Here is an 18,994-nt window from a genome sequence, read left to right as displayed (position 1 = left end):
ACACAATGCGCGCTGTGAGGTTGTCCAGGACGGGGGCCGCCCTGGGCGTGCTCAGTGCCGCTTGCTTCGTGTCCGTGACATCGGAGTACCTGCCGGTCGCCCTGCTGCCTCAACTCGCGTCCAGCTTCGACGTGTCCGGCTCGGCCATCGGCCTGCTGGTCACGGGGTACGCGGTCGTCGTCGCGGTCACGGTGGTCCCGCTGGTGGCCATGACGGCTCACTGGGACCGCCGTACGACCGCCCTGTTGACGGTGGCTGCGATCATGGTCTCCAACCTGGTGCTGGTCGCGGCTCCCGGTTACGGCGTCGCGGTGGTCGCCCGGACGGTCTCGGCGGTCGGCCACGGGGTGTTCTGGTCGGTCGTCGCGCCGGTGGCCGCACGCCTGCTCGGGCAGGAGCGGGGTGGCCGTGCCACCGCAGTGGTCTTCGCCGGGAACTCGCTCGCCTTCCTCGTCGGGATCCCGCTGAGTTCATGGCTCGGTGCGACCATCGGCTGGCGGCCCACCGTCCTCGCCGTGGCCGGCGCCGCGGCGATATGCGCAGTGGCGATACGTCTCACGATCGGTCCCCTGCCCTCGGAGCATTCGTCGTCGCGGCGAAGGCCGTCAGAGATCCGACGCGTCGTCACCGATCGCTCTCTCGCCCCCGTCAACCTGGTGACGCTGATTCTGGTGACAGGCCATTTCGCGGCGTTCACCTACATCACCGTGATCGTCGCCGACTACGTTCACTTCACCGGCCCCGCAACCTCGACCCTCCTGCTCGCGCACGGGGCGGCAGGACTGCTCGGCCTGGTGCTGTTCGGCCGGCAGGTGGACAGCCGTCCGCAGGGCACCGCTCTGGTCGTGACCGGTGGCCTCGCGGCGTGCATGCTCACGCTGCTGGTCATCGGCCCGGACTCCGCCTCCGTCGCGGGAGTCGCCGTCGTGCTGTGGGCCGTGCCCGCCGCCGGCGTGGCCGTGGTGCTGCAGGCCGCGGTCCTGCGCACCGCTGCCCGTCAGCAAGACCTCGCGTCCGCTGTGTACATCGTCGCGTTCCAGGTCGGCATCGCCCTCGGAGCCGGGGTCGGAGGCGTCTTCCTTGACCGCGGTGCCCTGCCCGTCGCGATCGCCACCGCGGCCGCATGCGGCTTGGCCGCCGTTGTCGTCGTCCGGCGCTCCGCGGCCTTCCGGGTTCCCTGGCCGACAAGCAAGAGGGCCAGCCCCGTACCTCCCGGATGAACGGGCTCAGCGGCCCAAGTGCTCGAGGGGGCCGATCTTCGACGAGCCGGGAAGCAGCGAGCCGGGACGGTCGAGGTGGCGTGAGGGGGCCGGGCCTGAGAACGGGTTGTCTGCCCGACGCGAACGCAGGAACACCCGTCCGGAGGAACACTGTCTCCGGCCCAAGGGAGCCGACGGTTCTGACGGTGCGGCGGACGAGCCGGCCTGTACGCCGGGTTCTGTCTCCCCGGAGCCTTGCGGCGCCGGGGGAGGCGGCCATCCATCTGGGACCGGCGTCACCGCCGGCCTCGTGCGGTCCACCCGCGGACTCGGGCGGGCAGCCCTCGGTCGTCCGCGCAGGGCCGTCGTCCGACGGCCCCTCTTGACCTTGCTCCGGATGGGGTTTGCCGAGCCGCCCAGGTCACCCTGGGCGCTGGTGGTCTCTTACACCGCCGTTTCACCCTTACCGGGGCCGTCACTCGCGTGCGGTCCCGGCGGTCTGTTTTCTGTGGCACTTTCCCGCGGGTCACCCCGGGTGGGCGTTACCCACCATCCTGCCCTGTGGAGCCCGGACGTTCCTCGACGAGTGCGGGCCCTTCGGCCCGGGCCCCGCCGCGGCCGCCCGGCCGGCTCGTCCGCCGCACGTCCAATGATAGCCGCGGCTCACGTACCGCTCTGCAGCGAGTCCGGAGAGAGATCGGCGGGTGTGCGGTGGCCCGAGAGGCCCAGCGTGAGGTCCAGATCGGCGAGCAGGCTGCGCAGCACGTGCAGCACCCCCTCCTCGCCGCCGTGCGCCAGCCCGTACGCGAAGGGGCGGCCGACGAGAACGGCGCGCGCACCGAGAGCGAGCGCCTTTAGGACGTCCGAGCCGGTGCGCACACCGGAGTCGAAGAGGACCTCGAGGCGGTCGCCCACCGCCTCGACGATCGGAGGGAGGGCGTCCAGGGACGCGATCGCGCCGTCGACCTGACGTCCGCCGTGGTTGGAGACGACGATGCCGTCCATGCCCGCGTCGGCCGCCCTGCGGGCGTCGTCGGGATGGAGTACGCCCTTCAGCACGATCGGCCCGTCCCAGTGCTCCCGCAGGAACGGCAGTTGGTCCCAGGAGTGGTCGGTGCCCGTGAACATCGGCACCCAGCGCAGCACCGCCGGGATCAGCTCGTCCTCCGGCGGCTTCTCGAGGCCGGCGCGGAAGGCGGGGTCGGAGAAGGGGATCGCGGTGCCGATGCCGCGGATGAAGGGCAGATACGACTGGTCGAGGTCCTGCGGGCGCCAGGCGAGCGTCCAGGTGTCGAGGGTGACGACGAGGGTCGTGAACCCGGCCTTGCGGGCGCGTTCCAGGATGCTGACGCACACGTCGTCGTCGTTGGGCCAGTACAGCTGGAACCAGCGCGGGTTGCCCGCGCCGTGAGCTTCCGCGACCTGCTCGATGGTGTGCGAGGAGGCGGTGGAGAGCACCATCGGGATGCCTAGGGCGGCCGCGGCGCGGGCCGTGGCCAGCTCTCCGTCGGGGTGGATGATCGACTGGACGCCGACCGGTGCCAGCATCACCGGCGCGGGCACGCGGGTGCCCAGCACGGTCGTGCTCAGGTCGCGTCCCTGAGGGCCGCGCAGCATGCGCGGGACGAGGCGGTGCCGCTCGAAGGCGGCGCGGTTGGCGCGGTGGGTGGCGCCGGAGCCGGCGGCTCCGGCGAGATAGCCGAAGGCGCCCGGGTCGAGGTGTTCGCGCGCGGACGAGCCGAGGAGGGTGAGGTCGGTGGTGAACGGCGGCAGCCGGTTGTCGAGGCCGTTCAGATAGATGTCGTTCTGGTAGTTGCCGAAGCCCGGTCCCGGGGGCGCCTCCGCGGCTCCGGGCGCTCCGGCCGCTCCCGTCGTCCCGGTCGATTCGGTTGCCGCCCCGGCCGCATCGGCCCCGGACGTCCCGGACGCCTCACTCATCGCGGTATCCCCTTCTCTCCGCCGGCTCTCTGCCGACCCTCTGCCGGTCCTTGAGTCTGCGCTGTGCAGGGCGTCTGCGGCTACCCTCCGTCCGCCGGCGGCCCGCTCGCCGGCCCGGGCCCGCAGAGGCCCCGCCGCCGCCCCCCGGTGTGCTCGCGGGTGCCTGCTCCCGGGGTGCCCGGCGGACGGACCGTCAGCCACGCCCGATGAACGGCATCGCCGTCGCCATCACCGTCGCGAACTGCACGTTCGCCTCCAGCGGCAGCCCGGCCATGTGCACGACGGTGCGGGCGACGTCCCCCGCGTCCATCACCGGTTCCGCCCTCGTGCTGCCGTCCGCCTGCGGCACGCCCTGCTGCATGCGTGCCGTCATCTCGGTGGCGGCGTTGCCGACGTCGATCTGGCCGCAGGCGATGCCGTACGGACGGCCGTCCAGCGACAGGGACTTGGTCAGCCCCGTCACCGCGTGCTTGGTCGCCGTGTACGCGATGGAACCCGGGCGCGGAGCATGCGCCGAGACCGAGCCGTTGTTGATGATCCGCCCGCCCTGCGGACGCTGATCCTTCATCAGCCGGAACGCCGCCTGCGCGCAGAGGAAGGCACCCGTCAGATTGACGTCGACGACGCCTTGCCACTGCTGCGGCGACAGCTCCTCCAGCGGCACCGCCGGGCCGAAGGCCCCGGCGTTGTTGAAGAGCAGGTCGAGCCGGCCCCTGCTCTCCCGCACGGAGTCGAACAGGGCTGCGACCGCCTCCGGGTCCGTCACGTCCGTCGGGACGACATCGGCGCCGGCCGCTCCCGCCCTTGCCCCGATCAGCCGCGCCGTCTCCTCCAGCTGCCCGGCCCGCCGCCCCGCGAGCGTGACCGGCCAGCCCGCGGCGGCCAGTTCCAGGGCAACGGCCCGTCCGATGCCGGAGCCGGCACCGGTCACGAGCGCCGTCCGCGGCCCCTGCGCGGGCCGCCCCGCCCGCGTCGTCTCGTCGTTCGTCATGGGCGGCAGGGTACGTGCCGCCGTCCCCGCGGCTCCCGATCGGGCAGTGGGCGGACGGCAATCGAACGGACACCCCGCGGTCGCGTGTCTGACCGCTGCCCGACGCTCACGGACTGTGCAATCAGATGTATGACGCAGCCTTCGAGCGCAGACAGCGAATACCGTGCGGCAGCACGGCAATTGTGCCGTCGCAGACTGCTGACCGGGACGGCGGCGACCGTGACACTCGCCCTCGGGACCAACCTTCCCCGGCCCGCACACGCCGCAGCGAAGCTCGACCCTGCCCGAATCGACAAGGACCCCTTCACCCTCGGCGTGGCCTCGGGCGATCCGCTGCCCGACTCCGTCGTGCTGTGGACCCGTCTCGCCCCCGAACCGTACGAGCCGCACAGCGGCCTGGACCGCAAACCCGTCGCCGTCGGCTGGGAGTTGGCGAGCGACGAGAACTTCAAGCGGAAGGTCCGCAGCGGCAGCGTCACCGCGCACCCCGAGTTCCATCACGCGGTACACGTCGTGCCCGAGGGCCTCAGCCCGCGGACCCGCTACTACTACCGCTTCCGAGTCGGCTCCTGGACGAGCGCCACCGGCCGCACCCGCACCTCGCCGTCCGCGGGCGACTCCTCCGGCTCGCTGCGCTTCGCGGCCGTCTCCTGCCAGGCGTACCACGACGGGTACTTCACGGCGCTGAAGCATCTCGCGCGCGAGGAGGACGTCGACGCCGTTCTCCACATGGGCGACTACCTCTACGAGTACGCGGTCGACGCACACGGCGGCGACCGTGCCGACCCCGCGCTCGAACTCCCCGACAAGTTCAACAAGGAGACCGTGACGCTGGAGGACTACCGGCTGCGGTACGCGCTCTACCACAGCGACCCCGACCTCCAGGCGGCTCACGCCGCGCACCCGTGGATCGTCACCTGGGACGACCACGAGGTGGAGAACAACTACGCCGACGAGATCCCGGACGGCTCACCGCCCGAGGCCTTCCTCGCCCGCCGCGCCGCCGCGTACCGCGCGTACTACGAGAACCTGCCGCTGCGCCCGCCGCAGAAGCCCTCGGGCGCCGGCCTCCAGCTCTACAGGAGGCTGCACTTCGGCGGGCTCGCGCAGCTCGACATCCTCGACGGCCGGCAGCACCGTGACGACCAGTCAGCGGGCGACGGGTGGAAAGTGCCCACGGCGGAGACCGACAGGCCGGACCGGACGATGCTCGGCCCGGCCCAGGAACGCTGGCTCGCGGACGGCTGGAAGAACTCGCGGGCCGTGTGGAACCTCGTCCAGCAGCAGACCGTCCTCTCCCGCCGCCGGAACCGGACCACCGGGCCGTTCCCGCTGTCCATGGACGCCTGGGACGGGTATCCGGCGGCACGGACGCGCTTCCTGGACGCGGTGCGCACCGCGGGCGTGAAGAACCTCGCCGTCCTCACGGGCGACGTCCACGTGCACTACGCCATGGACATCAAGGAGGACTTCGACGAGGCCGGCTCCCGCTCGGTGGGTGTGGAACTGGTCACCACATCGGTGGCCAGCGGCGGCGACGGGGTCGCCAGGCCGGGCGACTGGCAGACCTTCCGCGACGCCAACCCGCACATGAAGTTCTACGACGGACGCCGCGGCTACGTCCTGCTCACCCTTGACCAGCGGCAACTGCGCGCCGACTACCGCACGGTGGACGTGGTCACCCGGCCGGGCGCACCGGTCACGACTGCCGCGTCCTTTGTCTCGCGGGCCGGTGAGCCGGGTCTCGAACCGCTCTGAGGGCCGTCGCGAGGCGGTGGTCCGGCGCCTCACGCGGGGCCCTGTGACGAAAACCCGTTCGGCCAGGGTCGGAAATCTCTGGGAGAATGTGCCTGTCATCAACAATCTCCTGGAGAGGTGCATGTCCGAGCCCGGCCCTGCCCGAACGGCCGCCGCCACAGCCCCCGTCGGCGTCTCCGCCGCCCCCGACTCAGCTCCCGCCCCCGCACCCCCGTCCGCTCCGGCCCCCGCCGGCCGTCCCGCCGGCCGGGTGGCCGGCCACCCGGCCGGTCGCGCCGCCGTCCCGACGGACGTCTCCGCGGGCGAGCCCGCTCCGCGGCTCACCGGCCCCCGGCGTGCGGGCCTGTTGGTGACCCTCATCCTCGGCAGCCTCACCGCACTGCCCGCGCTGTCGATGGACATGTACCTCCCGGCGCTGCCGGCCGTCGGCGGCACGCTCAACACCCCCGCCGCGACGGCGCAGCTCACCCTCACCGGATGCCTGCTCGGCCTGGCCGTGGGACAGCTCGTCGTGGGACCCATGAGCGACCAGTTCGGACGGCGCCGCCCGCTGCTCATAGGCATGTGCGGATACATCCTCGCCGGAGCCGCCTGCGCGCTCGCCCCCAGCATCGGGACCCTGATCGTCTTCCGCCTGGTGCAGGGGCTCGCCGGTGCCGCCGGAATAGTCATCGCCCGGGCCGTCGTCCGCGACCTGTACGACGGGCTCGCCATGGCCCGCTTCTTCTCCACGCTGATGCTCATTGGCGGCCTCGCTCCGATCCTCGCCCCCGTCCTCGGCGGTCAGATACTCCGCTTCACGGACTGGCGGGGCGTCTTCCTCATCCTCGCCGCCATCGGTGTCGTGCTCACCGTCGTCGTGGCGCGCTGGCTGCCGGAGACGCTGCCGCCCGGAAAACGGCGCAGCGGCGGTGTCCCCGACGCCCTGCGGACGATGCGGGGCCTCTTCGCCGACCGGGTCTTCACCGGCTATCTGCTGGCCGGCAGCCTCAGCTTCGCCGCGCTCTTCGCCTACGTCGCCGCGTCGCCCTTCGTGATCCAGGAGATCTACGGGGCGAGCCCGCAGGCCTTCAGCCTCCTGTTCATGGTCAACTCCATCGGCCTGGTCGCCGCGGGCCAGATCAACGGGAAGATCCTCGTCGGCCGGGTGCCCCTGGAGCGCGTCCTCGGGTTCGGGCTCTGCATGACAGGCGCGGCCTCGGTCGCGCTGCTGCTGATGACGAGCGGCGTCTTCGGCCGCACAGGGCTGCTCCCGGTCGCCGCCGGGCTGTGCGTGCTGATGACCGGCATGGGCTTCGTCATGCCGAACGCCAACTCCCAGGGACTCATGCGCGCTCCGCACGCGGCCGGCTCGGCCTCCGCGCTGCTGGGCACCGCCCAGTTCCTCATCGGCGCCGTCGCGTCACCGCTCGTCGGCGTCGCCGGCGAGCACACGGCCGTGCCGATGGCGCTGGTGCAGCTGACCGCTCTGGTGCTCGCCGCCGCCGCGTTCCTGGGGCTGTGCCGTCCGTGGCGGTCCGCCCGGAGCTGAGGCGCACCCCGACCACCGAGTAGGCGAGGCTGCGCCCGTCGGTCCCCCCGGCCCTCCGCGGCGACCGGCCGCGCGCCGGGGAGGCCACCCGGCTCGCCCGCGCCGCGCGTGCGGCGGCTCCTTAGACTGTCGCGGTGATCGAGGAAGAACTGCGGGGCGCCCTCGCCGCGCTCGTCGACGGGCTGCCGCCCCGTCAGGCGTCCGGTGCCGTCGAGCGTCTGATGAAGGGCTACCGGCACGACGAGACCGCCCCCGTGCTGCGCGACCGCGCGGACGTCGTCGCCTATGCCGCGTACCGGATGCCCGCCACCTTCGCGGCCGTCGCCGCCGCCCTCGGGGCCTTCGCCTCGCGTACGGGCGAGTGGCGCCCGGAGAGCCACCTGGACGTCGGCGGCGGTACGGGAGCCGCCGTGTGGGCGGCCGCCGCCGTGTGGGGCGGCACGGCCGGCGGCCCGGAGGGCACGCCGCGCCGCACCACGGTGCTCGACCGCTCGGAGCCCGCTCTCGCGCTCGGTCGTGAACTGGCGGGCGCCTCCGCTGCGGACGCGTTGCGCATGGCCGAATGGCGGCACCGCCCGCTGACGGGGCACGGCGAGGGCGCCGGGCCGGGCGAGGCCGCGCTGCCCGCCGCCGACCTCGTCACCGTCTCCTACGTACTGGGCGAACTGGGCGAGCGCGACCGGCTGACGGTCATCGACGCGGCGGCACGCGCCGGACGTGCGGTGGTCGTCACCGAGCCGGGTACGCCGGACGGCTACGCGCGGACGATCGCCGCACGCGATCACCTGGTCGCGGCCGGGCTGCGCGTCCTCGCGCCCTGCCCGCACAGTGAACGCTGCCCGATGGTCCCGGGCGAGGACTGGTGTCACTTCGCGGCGAGGGTCAGCCGTTCCTCGCTGCACAGGCAGGTCAAGGGCGGCTCACTTCCGTACGAGGACGAGAAGTTCAGCTACGTGGCGGCCGCGCACCCCGCGGTCACCGGTCTCCCCGCGTCGGGCCGCATCCTGCGCAGGCCGCAGAAGCGCAAGGGCCAGGTGCTGCTGGAGCTGTGCACCGCGGGCGACGGGCTGCGCCCGGCGACCGTCACCAAGCGGCACGGCGCCGACTACCGCCTGGCCCGGGACGCGAAATGGGGCGACGCCTGGCCGCCGGAACGGGAGCCCGGCGAGGGGGCCGCCTCCTCGCCGGGCTGAGCGCAAGGGGCGGTCCCACGGGTGCGCCACCCGTGGGACCGCACGCCGGATCTCAGGCCGCCGGGCGCAGTTCGGCCGTCACGCACTTCACGCTTCCGCCGCCCTTCAGCAGCTCCGTCAGGTCGACCGGTACGGGGTCGTAGCCGCGCCGGCGCAGCGGTTCGAGGAGACCCACGGCCGCGTGCGGAAGCATGACGTGATGCCCGTCGCTGACGGCGTTCAGCCCGAGGGCCTCGGCGTCCGCCGCGGAGGCGACGAGGGCGTCCGGGAAGAGACGCTCGAGAACGGCCCGGCTGCCCGGTGAGAACGCCGGCGGGTAGTACATGATGTCGTCGCCGCCCAGCACGCACAGCGCCGTGTCCAGGTGGTAGTAGCGCGGGTCGACCAGGTCGAGCCCGATCACGGGACGCCCGAAGAACTCCTGGACCTCGCCGTGGGAGAGCGGGCTGCTGCGGAAGCCCCGCCCGGCCAGCAGCCAGGTGCCGGTGACCGCGAAGTCGCCCTCGCCCTCGTTGATGTGCTCCGGCTCGTGCACGTCCGAGAAGCCGTTCGCGCGGTACCAGGCGCGGTGCACGGCGGCCTCTCCCGCGCGCTCGGGATGTGCGAAGCGGGCGCCGAGGACCCGGCCGTCGACGACGGTGGCGCCGTTCGCCGCGTACACCATGTCCGGCAGTCCGGGGACGGGTTCGAGCTCCTCGACGGTGTGGCCGAGGGAGCGGTAGCGGTTGCGCAGCTCCTCCCACTGCGCGACCGCGAGCGGGATGTCCACGGGCTTCTCGGGATCCATCCAGGGGTTGATGGAGTACGTCACGCGGAAGTGTGCCGGTGGGCACATCAGAAAACGGCGTGGGGTGTAGCCGGGTCCGTACAACGAAGGCTCCTTCACGGGGTCGACGCGCACTGTGTTGAGCCCATGGTGCGCCGTCGGGAGGTTCTTCGCCGCGTTGTGAACGGAATGGTCAACGGAATGTCCGCTCACCGGTCACCGGCGCCGCCCGTCCTGTCCCGCTGTGGTGTGCGGGCAAGCAGTCCGGGCGCGTCCGTCATCACTCCGTCGCAGCCCAGCCGCAGCACCCGGTCGCGCTCGGCCGGCGTGCGGACGGTGTGCGCCCACACGCGAGGAATGCCCGAAGCGACGGCCCTGCGGATGTCGGTGGCGCGTGCGCGGTGGTCGACGCTGAGCATGTCGACCACGTCCCGCCACTTCTCCGGCCGGTCGGTACGCGCCTGCTTCACAGACCGCCACACCGAGGTCAGCAGACCCATGCGGTGGGCCCGCTCCGCGGGTGACAGCTCGTTGGTCTGCACGTAGACCGAGCGGGTCAGGCCCCGCTTGCGGATCATCCCCGCCAGCCGCTTCAGGCCGCCGCTGTCCTTGAGTTCGACGTTCAGCACGATGCGGCCTCCGAAGCGGTCGAGGACGTCGGCAGCCGTCGGCGGGTGCTCCGGGGGCCAGGTGCCGGGCAGTCCGCCGTCCGGACGCAGCCGTACGCGCCGCCACTGGCGCAGCGTCAGCGCGGAGACGGGCCCCTTGTGGTCCGTGGTGCGGTCCAGCGTGCGGTCGTGCATCGCGACGAGGGTTCCGTCGCGGAGCGTGCGCACGTCCACGTCGAGCACGTCTGCGGACCTTCGGCGGTAGGCCGCCGTCAGCCCGGCCATGCTGTTCTCCGGCACTTCGAGGGCGCCGCCGCGGTGGGCGGCGTGGACCGTGCCGGGCAGACCGGCGGCGCGCGGCCCCTCGGAGCCGCGGGCGCGCACGGGCGCCGGCGCGGGGGCGCAGCCCGGTGTGAGTGCCACGGGCACGAGGACGAGGAGCGGAAGGAGGGCACCCCGGATTCGGGCTGCTCGCACTGCCCGGACGGCCCTGACCGTGATCATGACCATGGACCTCAAGCTAAGCGCGCCCGCCGGAACATGCCGCCCGGAGAGCCTGTCGTGCGGCAGACGGGTGTTCCGCGTCCGCACAGGCGCCCGGACCGGTGCGGACGTACGGACGGGCGGCCGCGCGCCGGATGACGACGGGTCAGCCACGATCCGGGGATTCGGCCCGGAGCGCGCTCGCCGCTGCGTACCCTCGGAGATCCACGGTTGCGGTCGCGGAGTTGCGGAACGAGGCGGTAGATGGAACGCGAGAGCAGGTTCGACCGGTGGCTGCGCCACTTCCCGCGGAGCGGCCCCAGGGCGAGGACGGCAAGGTCCAGGAGCGCCGTCGCAGAGGCCGACGCCGCCCGCGCCCGTACGGAACTGCTGCTGACCGCCGCCGCGGCGGGCTTCCCCCTCGCGCCCGCCGCGCACCCCTCGGGGTACGGCTGCTCCTGCGTACGCATCGGCTGTCCCACCCCGGGCCGCCACCCTCTGTCGTTCGGCTGGCAGACGCAGGCCACCACCGACGCCGCACAGATCGAGCGGTGGGCGCTGAGTCACCCGCTGGCGAACTTCGTCGCCGCGACGGGGCGTGACCACGACGTGCTCGACGTGCCCGCAGAAGCCGGACGGGCCGCGCTGGAACGGCTGGAGTCGGAGGGCGTCCCGCTCGGTCCGGTGGCTCTTTCCGGCGGCGAGCGGATGCTCTTCTTCACCGCCACCCGCGGCACCCCCGACGACGAGGACGAGTGGTGGCCGTGCGAACTGGACTGCCACCCCGAGACGATGGACGAGCACCCGGGCCTTCGCTGGCACTGCCGGGGCAGCTACGTGCTCGTCCCTCCCGCGACCCTGCCCGGAACGGGACAGAAGGCGGAGGTGCGCTGGGTGCGTCCGCCCGAGACGGCGGGCGGCGCGGAACCGCTGCCCGAACCGCTGATGCTGCTGGAAGCGCTCACCGACGCGTGCGCGGCGCACGCCGGCGAGGAGACCGTGGCCTGGCCGGCGCGCTGAGGCCCGCCCCGGCAGCGGCGTGCCGGGCCGCTCGGCCGCCCGGCACGGGCTTCGGCCCGGTTCGCTGGGCGGTGGATACGAACGGCCCGCCGGAGCAAGCCGGTTGACCGTCTGCCGGGCGGTTCATGGTCACTCGCGGGCCTCGTCGGCGGGGCAGGACGCGTTGGCGGCCCGAGCGGTGCGAGGCGGCTACTCGCCCTTGACGGCGGTGAGTCCGTCGATCCGGTTGAGGAACTCGACCTTCCCGCCGTCCTTCCTCGCGGGCACCTTGACGGCCTGTTCGGAGACCCGCACGTACGTAACCGCCTGACGCGGCGTGCCGGTCATCAGCGCCTTCACCAACGGGTCCTTCACCGGGGGCTTGTAGCCCTTCGCATAGGTCTCCTTCGTGTGGTGCTGCGAGCTGAAGAAGACCAGCGCCCCGCCGTCCCGGGTCCGCAGCCCGAACGCCGCGTACTGCGGCGCCTTGGCGGGCACGTCCGCGAACTCGGTACGTTTTCCCGGGCGGTTGGCGGACTTCTGGCGCTGCTCGCGGCGCTTGCTGGTGTGCTCGCCCGGAGCGAAGTCGCCGGTCCCCTCGCGGAGGTAGCTGACGTACGAGTCGCTCATCCGGTCCGGTGCGACGGTGAGTTGTGAGCGGGGACCTCCCGGCACCGGCTTCACGTGGCCGCCTTTGCCGGTGACGAACTCGGGGATCTCCGAGTCCTGAAGGACCGCCAGATACGAGGCCCGCCAGTCCGACTCGGCGTCGTCGCGCTGGAAGACCAGGAACCAACGCCCGTCCGCCGTACGGTTGCTGCGCGTGTCGGCGACGAAGAACTTGGGCCAGCCCGCCTGCTTGGGAATCAGGAAGCGCGGGTCGGAGAGCCTCAGCGGCTTGTAGCCCGGGTTGCCCTTCGGCGCCAGTTTCTTGCGCGACTTGAGCCCCGCCCCGTCTATCGCGCCGAGTGCGCCCGTCTCGATGGTGGAGTTCAGCTCCGGGTCGTGGGAGGAGTTGGCCTTGTTGCTGGTGGCGTTGAACTCCTTGAGGACCTTTCTCGCTTCGGTCTTGGAGACCGCCGGGATCACGGCGTTCTCGCCGTGCACCGTCACGCATCCCGACAGCGCCACCGACAGCGCCACCGTGGCCGTCGCCGCTGCGAGCAGCCTTGTCCGCCGCGCTTGCCGCGCATCCATTTCCGTGTCCTCCCCGCCCCGCTTGCGGTATAGCACCTTATCGCCCCGCCCAAGGCGTTCGTCTCACCGAGCCGGGCGCCCGTATGCAATCATGCGCGGCCCTCGCCGTGGATCTCAGGGGGGCCTGGTGGAGCCTCCAAGGAGGTTCCGTACCGCCCCCTGCCACCGGCCCGGACCCGGCGGGGTTCGCGAGCCGCTCCCGGAGGCCGGCCGGTGTCCGGTGCCTCCCGGTCCGCACTGGTGAACAGAAGTCATCCGTCGCGCGTGTGAGACCTCATAGACCACCACAGAGCTGCATAAAATCGGGCAGAACGTCCCAGCAGTCCCGTGATCCGGCGTGGGCGTCCGCGCGATATGCGTCTCGCACGCGTCCGAGGAGCCCCACCCGCTCACGGCTTACGGAAAGGAGGCAGCTGCATGGCTGCCGCTACTGCTCGTCGTGTACGGATCGCCGCCACGACCTCCGCTCTCCTCCTGGGCGGCTCGCTCCTCGGGGCGAGCGTCGCCCAGGCGTCCCCCTCCTCCGAGACCGCCGCCTGGCCGAAGAGGCCGTACGGCATCGTCACCGCGAAGTCCGGCCTGAACGTGCGTCAGTACCCGAGCACGGACTCCTCGGTGAAGTACGTCCTCCCCTACCACGCCAAGCGCGGCCTCGACTGCAAGGTCCGTGCCCAGCTCATCGACCACAACCCGTACTGGTACAAGCTGCGCCACAGCAACTACTGGGTCAGCGCCCGCTACATCAAGACGGTCGGCCACGTGAAGCTGTGCAAGGACGTGCGTCCCTCGGCGCTGAACAACAGCGCGAAGGCCCAGAAGGCCATGGGCTGACGCCGCGGGCGCGCCGCTGAGCGGCCGGTGCCGCCTCGGTGCGTCACCCGGCGGTCGGAGCGGGAGCCGCGAGCTCCTCGAAGACCGCCGTGTTGAGCGTGAAAGCGCGCCCGCACTCGCCGACGATGCGCCACTTCTCCTCGTCGTCGGCCGGTACCGAATCGAGCAGTTCGCGGTACCCCCTCTTGAAGGCGGCGGGGTTCGGGATGTCCTCGAAGACATAGAACCGGACCCCGTCGCCTTTGCGTGCGAAGCCCCAGTTCCTCTCCGCGCTCCCGCGTACGACCTGGCCGCCGGAGAGGTCGCCGAGGTAGCGGGTGTAGTGGTGGGCGACGTAGCCGCCCGGCCAGTCCCGCGAGACCTCGGTGATGCGGTTCGCATAGGTCTCCGTCGAGGCGAGCGGAGTGACCGTGCCCCGCCACGCGGGCGTGCCGTGCAGATGGTCGAGGTCGCGTTCGAGGGAAGGAAGGCGGAAGAGCTCCCTCCGCACGAACGGTCCGGCGACCGGGTCGCCGCCGAGCCTGCCCGCCGCTTCCTCCAGCGCCTGGTAGACGAACCACAGTTGCTCGGTGTAGCGCGTGTACGCCTCCAACCCGAGCCTCCCGCTGAGCATGTCGCTCATGAACGTCGAGTTCTCCGCCCGGGTGTGCTCCGCCTTCGTGGCGTCACGGACCAGGGTGGAGAAGGGAAGATGCGCCGGCAGCGGTGAGGTCATGACGGCATTCTTTACCGACGGCCTGTCGGGAAAACCCCGGGACGCGCCCGGTGGCAGGGGAGGCCGGCGCAGCAGCCCGGGCGGTCAGGGCGGTACGGACCGGCGGGCCGGTCAGGGCAGCGTGAGGATGTCCGCGCCGGAGTCCGTGACCGCGAGGGTGTGCTCGAACTGCGCCGTGCGGCGGCGGTCCTTGGTGACGACCGTCCAGCCGTCCTCCCACATGTCCCACTCGTACGTGCCCAGCGTCAGCATCGGCTCGATGGTGAAGGTCATCCCGGGCTTCATCACGGTCGTCGCCCGCTCGTCGTCGTAGTGCGGGATGATCAGACCGGAGTGGAACGAGGTGTTGATGCCGTGGCCCGTGAAGTCGCGGACCACTCCGTAGCCGAAGCGCTTGGCGTAGGACTCGATGACGCGTCCGATGATGTTGATCTGCCGGCCCGGGCGTACGGCCTTGATCGCACGGTTGAGTGCCTCGCGGGTGCGCTCGACCAGCAGCCTGGACTCCTCGTCGACGTCCCCGCACAGGTAGGTGGCGTTGTTGTCGCCGTGCACGCCGTCGATGAAGGCGGTCACGTCGAGGTTCACGATGTCGCCGTCGCGCAGAACCGTCGAGTCCGGGATGCCGTGGCAGATGACCTCGTTGACCGACGTGCACAGCGACTTGGGGAACTGCCGGTACCCGAGGGTCGAGGGGTAGGCGCCGTGGTCGCACATGTAGGCGTGCGCCACCTCGTCGAGCTTGTCCGTGGTGACGCCCGGTGCGATGTGCCGGGCGGCCTCCTCCATCGCCCGCGCGGCGATACGGCCGGCGATGCGCATCTTCTCGATGGTCTCGCTGTCCTGGACCTCGGGCCCGGAGTAGGGGGTGGGGGCTTCCTTGCCCACGTACTCGGGGCGCGGGATCGAGGCGGGGACGGTGCGGTGCGGCGAGAGTTCACCAGGAGAGAGCAATGACTGGCCAGACATGTGCGCGAGTCTAACGGTGGTACGCCCAGGGCTCAGGGGGGAGCATGACCCTATGGCTCTCTTCAAGCGCAATGCGCCCGGTCAGCCGGGCGAGTGGTACTACTGCATCAAGCACGGCAAGGTCGAGGAGGGCCCGGAGTGCCCGGCCAAGAACCGGCTGGGCCCCTACGGGACCCCCGCCGAGGCGTCCCGTGCGATCGAGACCGTCCACAAGCGGAACGAGGCGTGGGACCACGACCCCGGCTGGGAGGACGCACCCCCGCGCGACGGGAGCGGGTCCTCGGACGGCTGAGGCGCGGCGGCCGGACCTGCCCGGGGTGCGGGCCCAGCGAGTACGACAGCAGCTGTCACCTCGGCGTTCCTCGCGCGGTTTCCGGCTGATGTGGTGCGCGGGCACCGTCACCGACGTGCCCGGACAGCGCACCTACGGGTCCGGGGAGCTGGTGACCTCGGCGGAGTGCGGCGTGAAGGCGATGCGGGTGAGGGAGCCGTCGGCGCTCCAGCGGATCACCGCGGAGGTGTCGTCGGCGGAGACGAGCACGGCGGCCCGGTCGAGCGGGGCCGGATTCCCTCCGGGCCCGCAGCTCTCGCCCGTTGGGAGCGTGGCGAGTGCGGCGAAGAGGGCGGTGCCCTCGGCCTCGCCCGTGAGTGCCGGTACGAGAGCCCACCGGGTGAAGGCGGTGCCCTGCGGTGCGCGGAGCGTGGCCGGGGCGTTTTCGTCCCACCCGTGCAGGCCGTGCAGCGAGTGCGACGCGTGCGGTGCGTGCGGTGCGTGCGCGGCGGGGTCCTGCGGCTCGGCCTCGTGCGGCCTGTGCCCCTCGGTCGGCGCCTGCGCCTCGTGACCGGGCACGCCCGTCGCCCAGCCCGTCAGCCGTACGCGCGTCGCCCGGGGCGCGCCCGTCACGCGGTGCAGGCGCAGTTCGAGGCCGCCCCGCACATACGTGAGGCTCTGCACGCGCAGGCCCGGCACCATCGGGCCTCCGGAGGGGAAGACCGGCGTGTGCCAGGACGCCGCCCAGCCCCACGCTCCGTCCCCGGCCGCGGCGGCGCCCATGGGGTGGATGCGTACGCGGGAGCTGCGGACCGGAGTGCCGTCCGGGCCCGGGACCTCCACGGCGAAGTGGTTGTCGGGCACGTTGGCGGCGGCCGTCGGTCCGGTACGCGTGGAGTAGGCGAGCCGCGCGTACAGCGGGTCGGCCGCCCGCGCGGCCTCCGCCTCGTGCGGCGGCACGTGATCGCTGCCGTGGTTGTGCAGCCGCACCGGCCCGTCGCCGCTCGTCTGGATCAGCAGACCGGCCGACGGCAGCGCGACCGCACGGGCCGGGCCTTCGCTGGGCGCCGGCTCCTCGCGGGCGGTCCACAGCGGGTCGTCCTCCGGTACGAGCAGCGGCAGCAGCCCCTTGGAGGCCCAGTACGGGGAGGCCGGGCCGGAGTAGTCCTGGACCGTGGCCTCGTGCGGGCCGTGCCAGCCCAGCGTCAGCAGGCCGTCCGGGCCGACCGCGCCCCGCTCCAGGAAGTAGCGCACGGAGCCGCTCAGCAACCGCCGGGAGACGCCGGGGGAGAGGGGCGTGTGCCCCGTCAGCGCGCCGAGGGCGACCGCCGCGTTCGCGGCGAAGCGGTAGGTGAGGGAGCGGCCGAAGTGGAGGGGCGCGCCGTTGCCGTCGAAGAGCAGGGAGAAGCCGTCGAGGTGGGCGCGGAGCCGGGCACCGTGACGGGCCGACTCCGCGGCGTCCTGCGCGAGATGGGCGTGCAGCAGCGGATACAGGTGCAGCGCCCAGCCGTTGTAGTGGTCGAACGCGCGGCCGTCCCCGTCCGAGTACCAGCCCTCGCCCGCGTACCAGCTCTCCAGCAGTTCCAGACCCCGCCCGATCGCCCGACGCGTCTCCTCGTCGCCCCGTCCCGCCGCTTCCAGGAACCCGGCCACGGTGAGAGGGAAGAGATACCAGTTGTTGGGTGCGGGCACGTGGCGCAGCGCGCCGCGCAGCCATTCCTCGGCCCGGTCCTGCACGGTCTCGTCGAGGCGGTCCCACAGCCACGCACGGGTCAGCCGCAGCCCCAGCGCGACGGACGCCGACTCCACCATCGGCTGGCCGTAGACGGTGTGGTCGAGGATCCGCGGCCACGACTCCCCGTCGTCCCGTCCGGGTGTGCGCGTGCCGGCCGCCAGCCCGTCCGCGTACCGCTCCAGCAGGCCGTGCGGGTCGGCGCCCCGCGCACCGGCGACGCGGAAGGCGGCGGCGAGGAGAGTCCGCGCGTAGCCCTCCAGCCCGTCGGAGCGCACACCCGTGCGGGAGGGGCGGCCCGGCAGGTCGAGCATCGCGCCGCGCGGGGTGGCGAAGCGCCAGGCGGCGTTCAGCAGGCCGTCGGCGGTGGCCTCCCAGTGGGCGCGGGTCCAGCCGGTGAACGGGCTCGACTCCCGGTCCTCCGGCGGCAGTTCGAAGGGGAGCCCGGAGAGGCGCCGGAGGGGGGCAGCCCTCCGGCCGGCAGTGGTCCTGGTCATGCGAGGTACGCCAGCCTTTCGCGTCGTACGGGGTGGGCGAAGCCCTCGCCGCGGGCCCAGCGGGCGACTTCGGAGACGGTCAGGTCCGCCAGCCGGCGCAGCTCGTTGCCCAGGGAACCGGCGATGTGCGGGGTGATGAACGCGTTCTCGCAGTCCCACAGCGGGTGTTCGGGCGGCAGCACCTCCGGCTCCGTCACGTCCAGCACCGCGCGGATGCGGCCGGCCCGCACGGCCTCGGTGAGCGCGTCCTGGTCGAGGACGGCGCCGCGCGCGGTGTTGAGGAGGGTGGCGTCCTGCCGCATGGCGGCGATGAGCCGGCCTCCCACCAGTCCGCGGGTCCCGGGCAGCAGCGGCGTGTGGACGCTGACCACGTCGCACTCTGCGAAGAGCCGCTCCAGCGGGACGAGGCGCACACCGAGCACGGCGGCTTCCTCGTCCGTGACGAACGGGTCGTGGAGCAGTACCCGGAAGTCGTACGGGCGCAGCAGCTCGATCACACGACGGCCGATCAGGGAGGCGCTGAGGATTCCCACGGTGCGGCGGTAGTTGCCCATGCCGGGGCGGTCGTGCAGCCAGTCCGTGCGGGCCCGCGCGGAGGCGTAGTCGCGGGCCGTCTCCAGGACGCGCTTGCCGCTGAGCAGGATCATCGCCACCGTGTACTCCGCGACGGGGAGGGCGTTGGCGGCGGCTGCCGAGGAGACCTCGATGCCGCGCTCCCAGCAGGCGTCCGTGATGTGCCCGCGCACGCTGCCGGCGGTGTGCGCCACCGCGCGCAGGCGCGGGGCGGACGCCAGCACGGCCTCGTCGAGGGGCGGGCAGCCCCAGCCCGTGATCAGCAGCTCGGTGCCGGAGAGCACCTGCCGTGCCCGGTCGCCGCCGAGGTCGTGAAGGGCGGGGAGCGGTGACGGTGCGGTGAGTCCGGCGAGCTCCGCGAGCACGTCGTTGTGGAGGACGGCACGGGCCGCGGCGGGATCCATGGCGAGGGCCGCACGGGGACGGCGGTGAGGGGGCATCTGTCTCCTGCGCGGGCTGGTACGGCGCGGTGGGGCCGGCAGTCCGAGCTTGCCCCGTGCCCGTCCGGAGCACCAGATGCCCGGGCGATCTTCCGGGCGTCGGGAGCTGCGGACGCCGGGGGAGAGCGGCCGGGCAGCGGGTGCCGGTCTGTTCCGGCGGCCGGCTCGTCCGTCGTGGCGGCCGGTACGCCCGTCCCGGCTGCGGGTCTGCTGCCGCGGCGGTCGGCTTGTCCGTCCCGGCGGCCGGTCTACTGCCGCTGCCGCGGCGCTCCGCCCGTGCCGCTGCCGGATCCTCGCGGAGGC

Annotated in this window: 16 protein-coding genes and 1 other RNA gene; 7 read left to right on the top strand and 10 right to left on the bottom strand. The window is 72.7% G+C overall.

Annotated features, from left to right (window positions below):
• The first annotated feature begins 5 nt into the window (after positions 1-5).
• Positions 6-1,220, top strand: coding sequence for an MFS transporter (locus H180DRAFT_RS25990; protein WP_055488581.1), 1,215 nt, complete (start codon positions 6-8; stop codon positions 1,218-1,220).
• A gap of 191 nt (positions 1,221-1,411) precedes the next feature.
• Here the strand turns inward: H180DRAFT_RS25990 and rnpB are convergent.
• From rnpB to H180DRAFT_RS25975, 3 genes are all read right to left on the bottom strand, one after another.
• An RNA gene (gene rnpB, locus H180DRAFT_RS25985) (RNase P RNA component class A) lies at positions 1,412-1,833 on the bottom strand.
• Between the two features lie 29 nt (positions 1,834-1,862).
• Positions 1,863-3,137 carry a lactate 2-monooxygenase gene (locus tag H180DRAFT_RS25980; RefSeq protein ID WP_079100416.1) on the bottom strand — a complete coding sequence of 425 codons (1,275 nt, stop codon included), beginning with the start codon at positions 3,135-3,137 and terminating at the stop codon, positions 1,863-1,865.
• Positions 3,138-3,330: 193 nt separating this feature from the next.
• Positions 3,331-4,128, bottom strand: a complete 798-nt coding sequence (locus H180DRAFT_RS25975; protein ID WP_055488580.1) for an SDR family oxidoreductase — start codon at positions 4,126-4,128, stop codon at positions 3,331-3,333.
• 129 nt (positions 4,129-4,257) lie between these two features.
• Here H180DRAFT_RS25975 and H180DRAFT_RS25970 point away from each other — a divergent pair, with 129 nt between their 5' ends.
• The 3 genes from H180DRAFT_RS25970 (at position 4,258) to H180DRAFT_RS25960 (ending at position 8,610) form a co-directional block, all read left to right on the top strand.
• Entirely contained in the window at positions 4,258-5,886 is a 1,629-nt protein-coding gene (locus H180DRAFT_RS25970) for an alkaline phosphatase D family protein (protein WP_055488579.1), read from the top strand.
• Between the two features lie 121 nt (positions 5,887-6,007).
• On the top strand, positions 6,008-7,417 hold the full coding sequence (locus H180DRAFT_RS25965; RefSeq protein ID WP_074467001.1) for a multidrug effflux MFS transporter: 1,410 nt from the start codon (positions 6,008-6,010) through the stop codon (positions 7,415-7,417).
• A gap of 134 nt (positions 7,418-7,551) precedes the next feature.
• Positions 7,552-8,610 (top strand): small ribosomal subunit Rsm22 family protein, encoded by a 1,059-nt coding sequence (locus tag H180DRAFT_RS25960; protein ID WP_055488578.1) that lies wholly within the window; start codon positions 7,552-7,554, stop codon positions 8,608-8,610.
• A 52-nt stretch (positions 8,611-8,662) separates the two neighbouring features.
• On the opposite strand, the gene ddaH is transcribed toward H180DRAFT_RS25960, so the two are convergent.
• Together ddaH and H180DRAFT_RS25950 are read right to left on the bottom strand one after the other, a co-directional pair.
• On the bottom strand, positions 8,663-9,445 hold the full coding sequence (gene ddaH / locus H180DRAFT_RS25955; protein WP_055488577.1) for a dimethylargininase: 783 nt from the start codon (positions 9,443-9,445) through the stop codon (positions 8,663-8,665).
• A 140-nt stretch (positions 9,446-9,585) separates the two neighbouring features.
• A complete protein-coding gene (locus tag H180DRAFT_RS25950) occupies positions 9,586-10,407 on the bottom strand; it encodes a glycerophosphodiester phosphodiesterase (RefSeq protein ID WP_368073147.1) in 822 nt (273 codons plus the stop codon).
• 324 nt (positions 10,408-10,731) lie between these two features.
• Between H180DRAFT_RS25950 and H180DRAFT_RS25945 the strand changes: the two genes are divergently transcribed.
• Positions 10,732-11,487 carry a bifunctional DNA primase/polymerase gene (locus H180DRAFT_RS25945; RefSeq protein ID WP_055488576.1) on the top strand — a complete coding sequence of 252 codons (756 nt, stop codon included), beginning with the start codon at positions 10,732-10,734 and terminating at the stop codon, positions 11,485-11,487.
• A gap of 189 nt (positions 11,488-11,676) precedes the next feature.
• On the opposite strand, the gene H180DRAFT_RS25940 is transcribed toward H180DRAFT_RS25945, so the two are convergent.
• Positions 11,677-12,663 (bottom strand): SCO2278 family lipoprotein, encoded by a 987-nt coding sequence (locus tag H180DRAFT_RS25940; RefSeq protein ID WP_055488575.1) that lies wholly within the window; start codon positions 12,661-12,663, stop codon positions 11,677-11,679.
• 417 nt (positions 12,664-13,080) lie between these two features.
• Between H180DRAFT_RS25940 and H180DRAFT_RS25935 the strand changes: the two genes are divergently transcribed.
• Positions 13,081-13,494: an SH3 domain-containing protein gene (locus H180DRAFT_RS25935; protein WP_055488574.1), complete on the top strand. Its 414-nt coding sequence runs from the start codon at positions 13,081-13,083 to the stop codon at positions 13,492-13,494.
• Positions 13,495-13,537: 43 nt separating this feature from the next.
• On the opposite strand, the gene H180DRAFT_RS25930 is transcribed toward H180DRAFT_RS25935, so the two are convergent.
• Positions 13,538-14,209, bottom strand: coding sequence for a biliverdin-producing heme oxygenase (locus H180DRAFT_RS25930; protein WP_055488573.1), 672 nt, complete (start codon positions 14,207-14,209; stop codon positions 13,538-13,540).
• A 111-nt stretch (positions 14,210-14,320) separates the two neighbouring features.
• Positions 14,321-15,178 carry a type I methionyl aminopeptidase gene (gene map, locus H180DRAFT_RS25925; RefSeq protein WP_055488572.1) on the bottom strand — a complete coding sequence of 286 codons (858 nt, stop codon included), beginning with the start codon at positions 15,176-15,178 and terminating at the stop codon, positions 14,321-14,323.
• A 52-nt stretch (positions 15,179-15,230) separates the two neighbouring features.
• On the opposite strand from map, the gene H180DRAFT_RS25920 reads away from it, so the two are divergent.
• Positions 15,231-15,470, top strand: a complete 240-nt coding sequence (locus H180DRAFT_RS25920; protein WP_055488571.1) for a hypothetical protein — start codon at positions 15,231-15,233, stop codon at positions 15,468-15,470.
• Between the two features lie 132 nt (positions 15,471-15,602).
• On the opposite strand, the gene H180DRAFT_RS25915 is transcribed toward H180DRAFT_RS25920, so the two are convergent.
• Both H180DRAFT_RS25915 and H180DRAFT_RS25910 read right to left on the bottom strand, forming a co-directional pair.
• Complete coding sequence (locus tag H180DRAFT_RS25915) at positions 15,603-17,678, bottom strand: DUF2264 domain-containing protein (protein WP_055488570.1); 2,076 nt, start codon at positions 17,676-17,678, stop codon at positions 15,603-15,605.
• On the bottom strand, positions 17,675-18,691 hold the full coding sequence (locus tag H180DRAFT_RS25910; protein WP_055488569.1) for a hydroxyacid dehydrogenase: 1,017 nt from the start codon (positions 18,689-18,691) through the stop codon (positions 17,675-17,677). Before H180DRAFT_RS25910 ends, H180DRAFT_RS25915 begins: the two co-directional genes overlap by 4 nt.
• Positions 18,692-18,994: the final 303 nt, after the last annotated feature.

Source organism: Streptomyces sp. WMMB 322 (assembly GCF_900090145.1).
Classification (GTDB): Bacteria; Actinomycetota; Actinomycetes; order Streptomycetales; family Streptomycetaceae; genus Streptomyces.
Note: the sequence above shows the minus strand (reverse complement) of the source record. Positions and strands in the feature narration are given on the sequence as shown.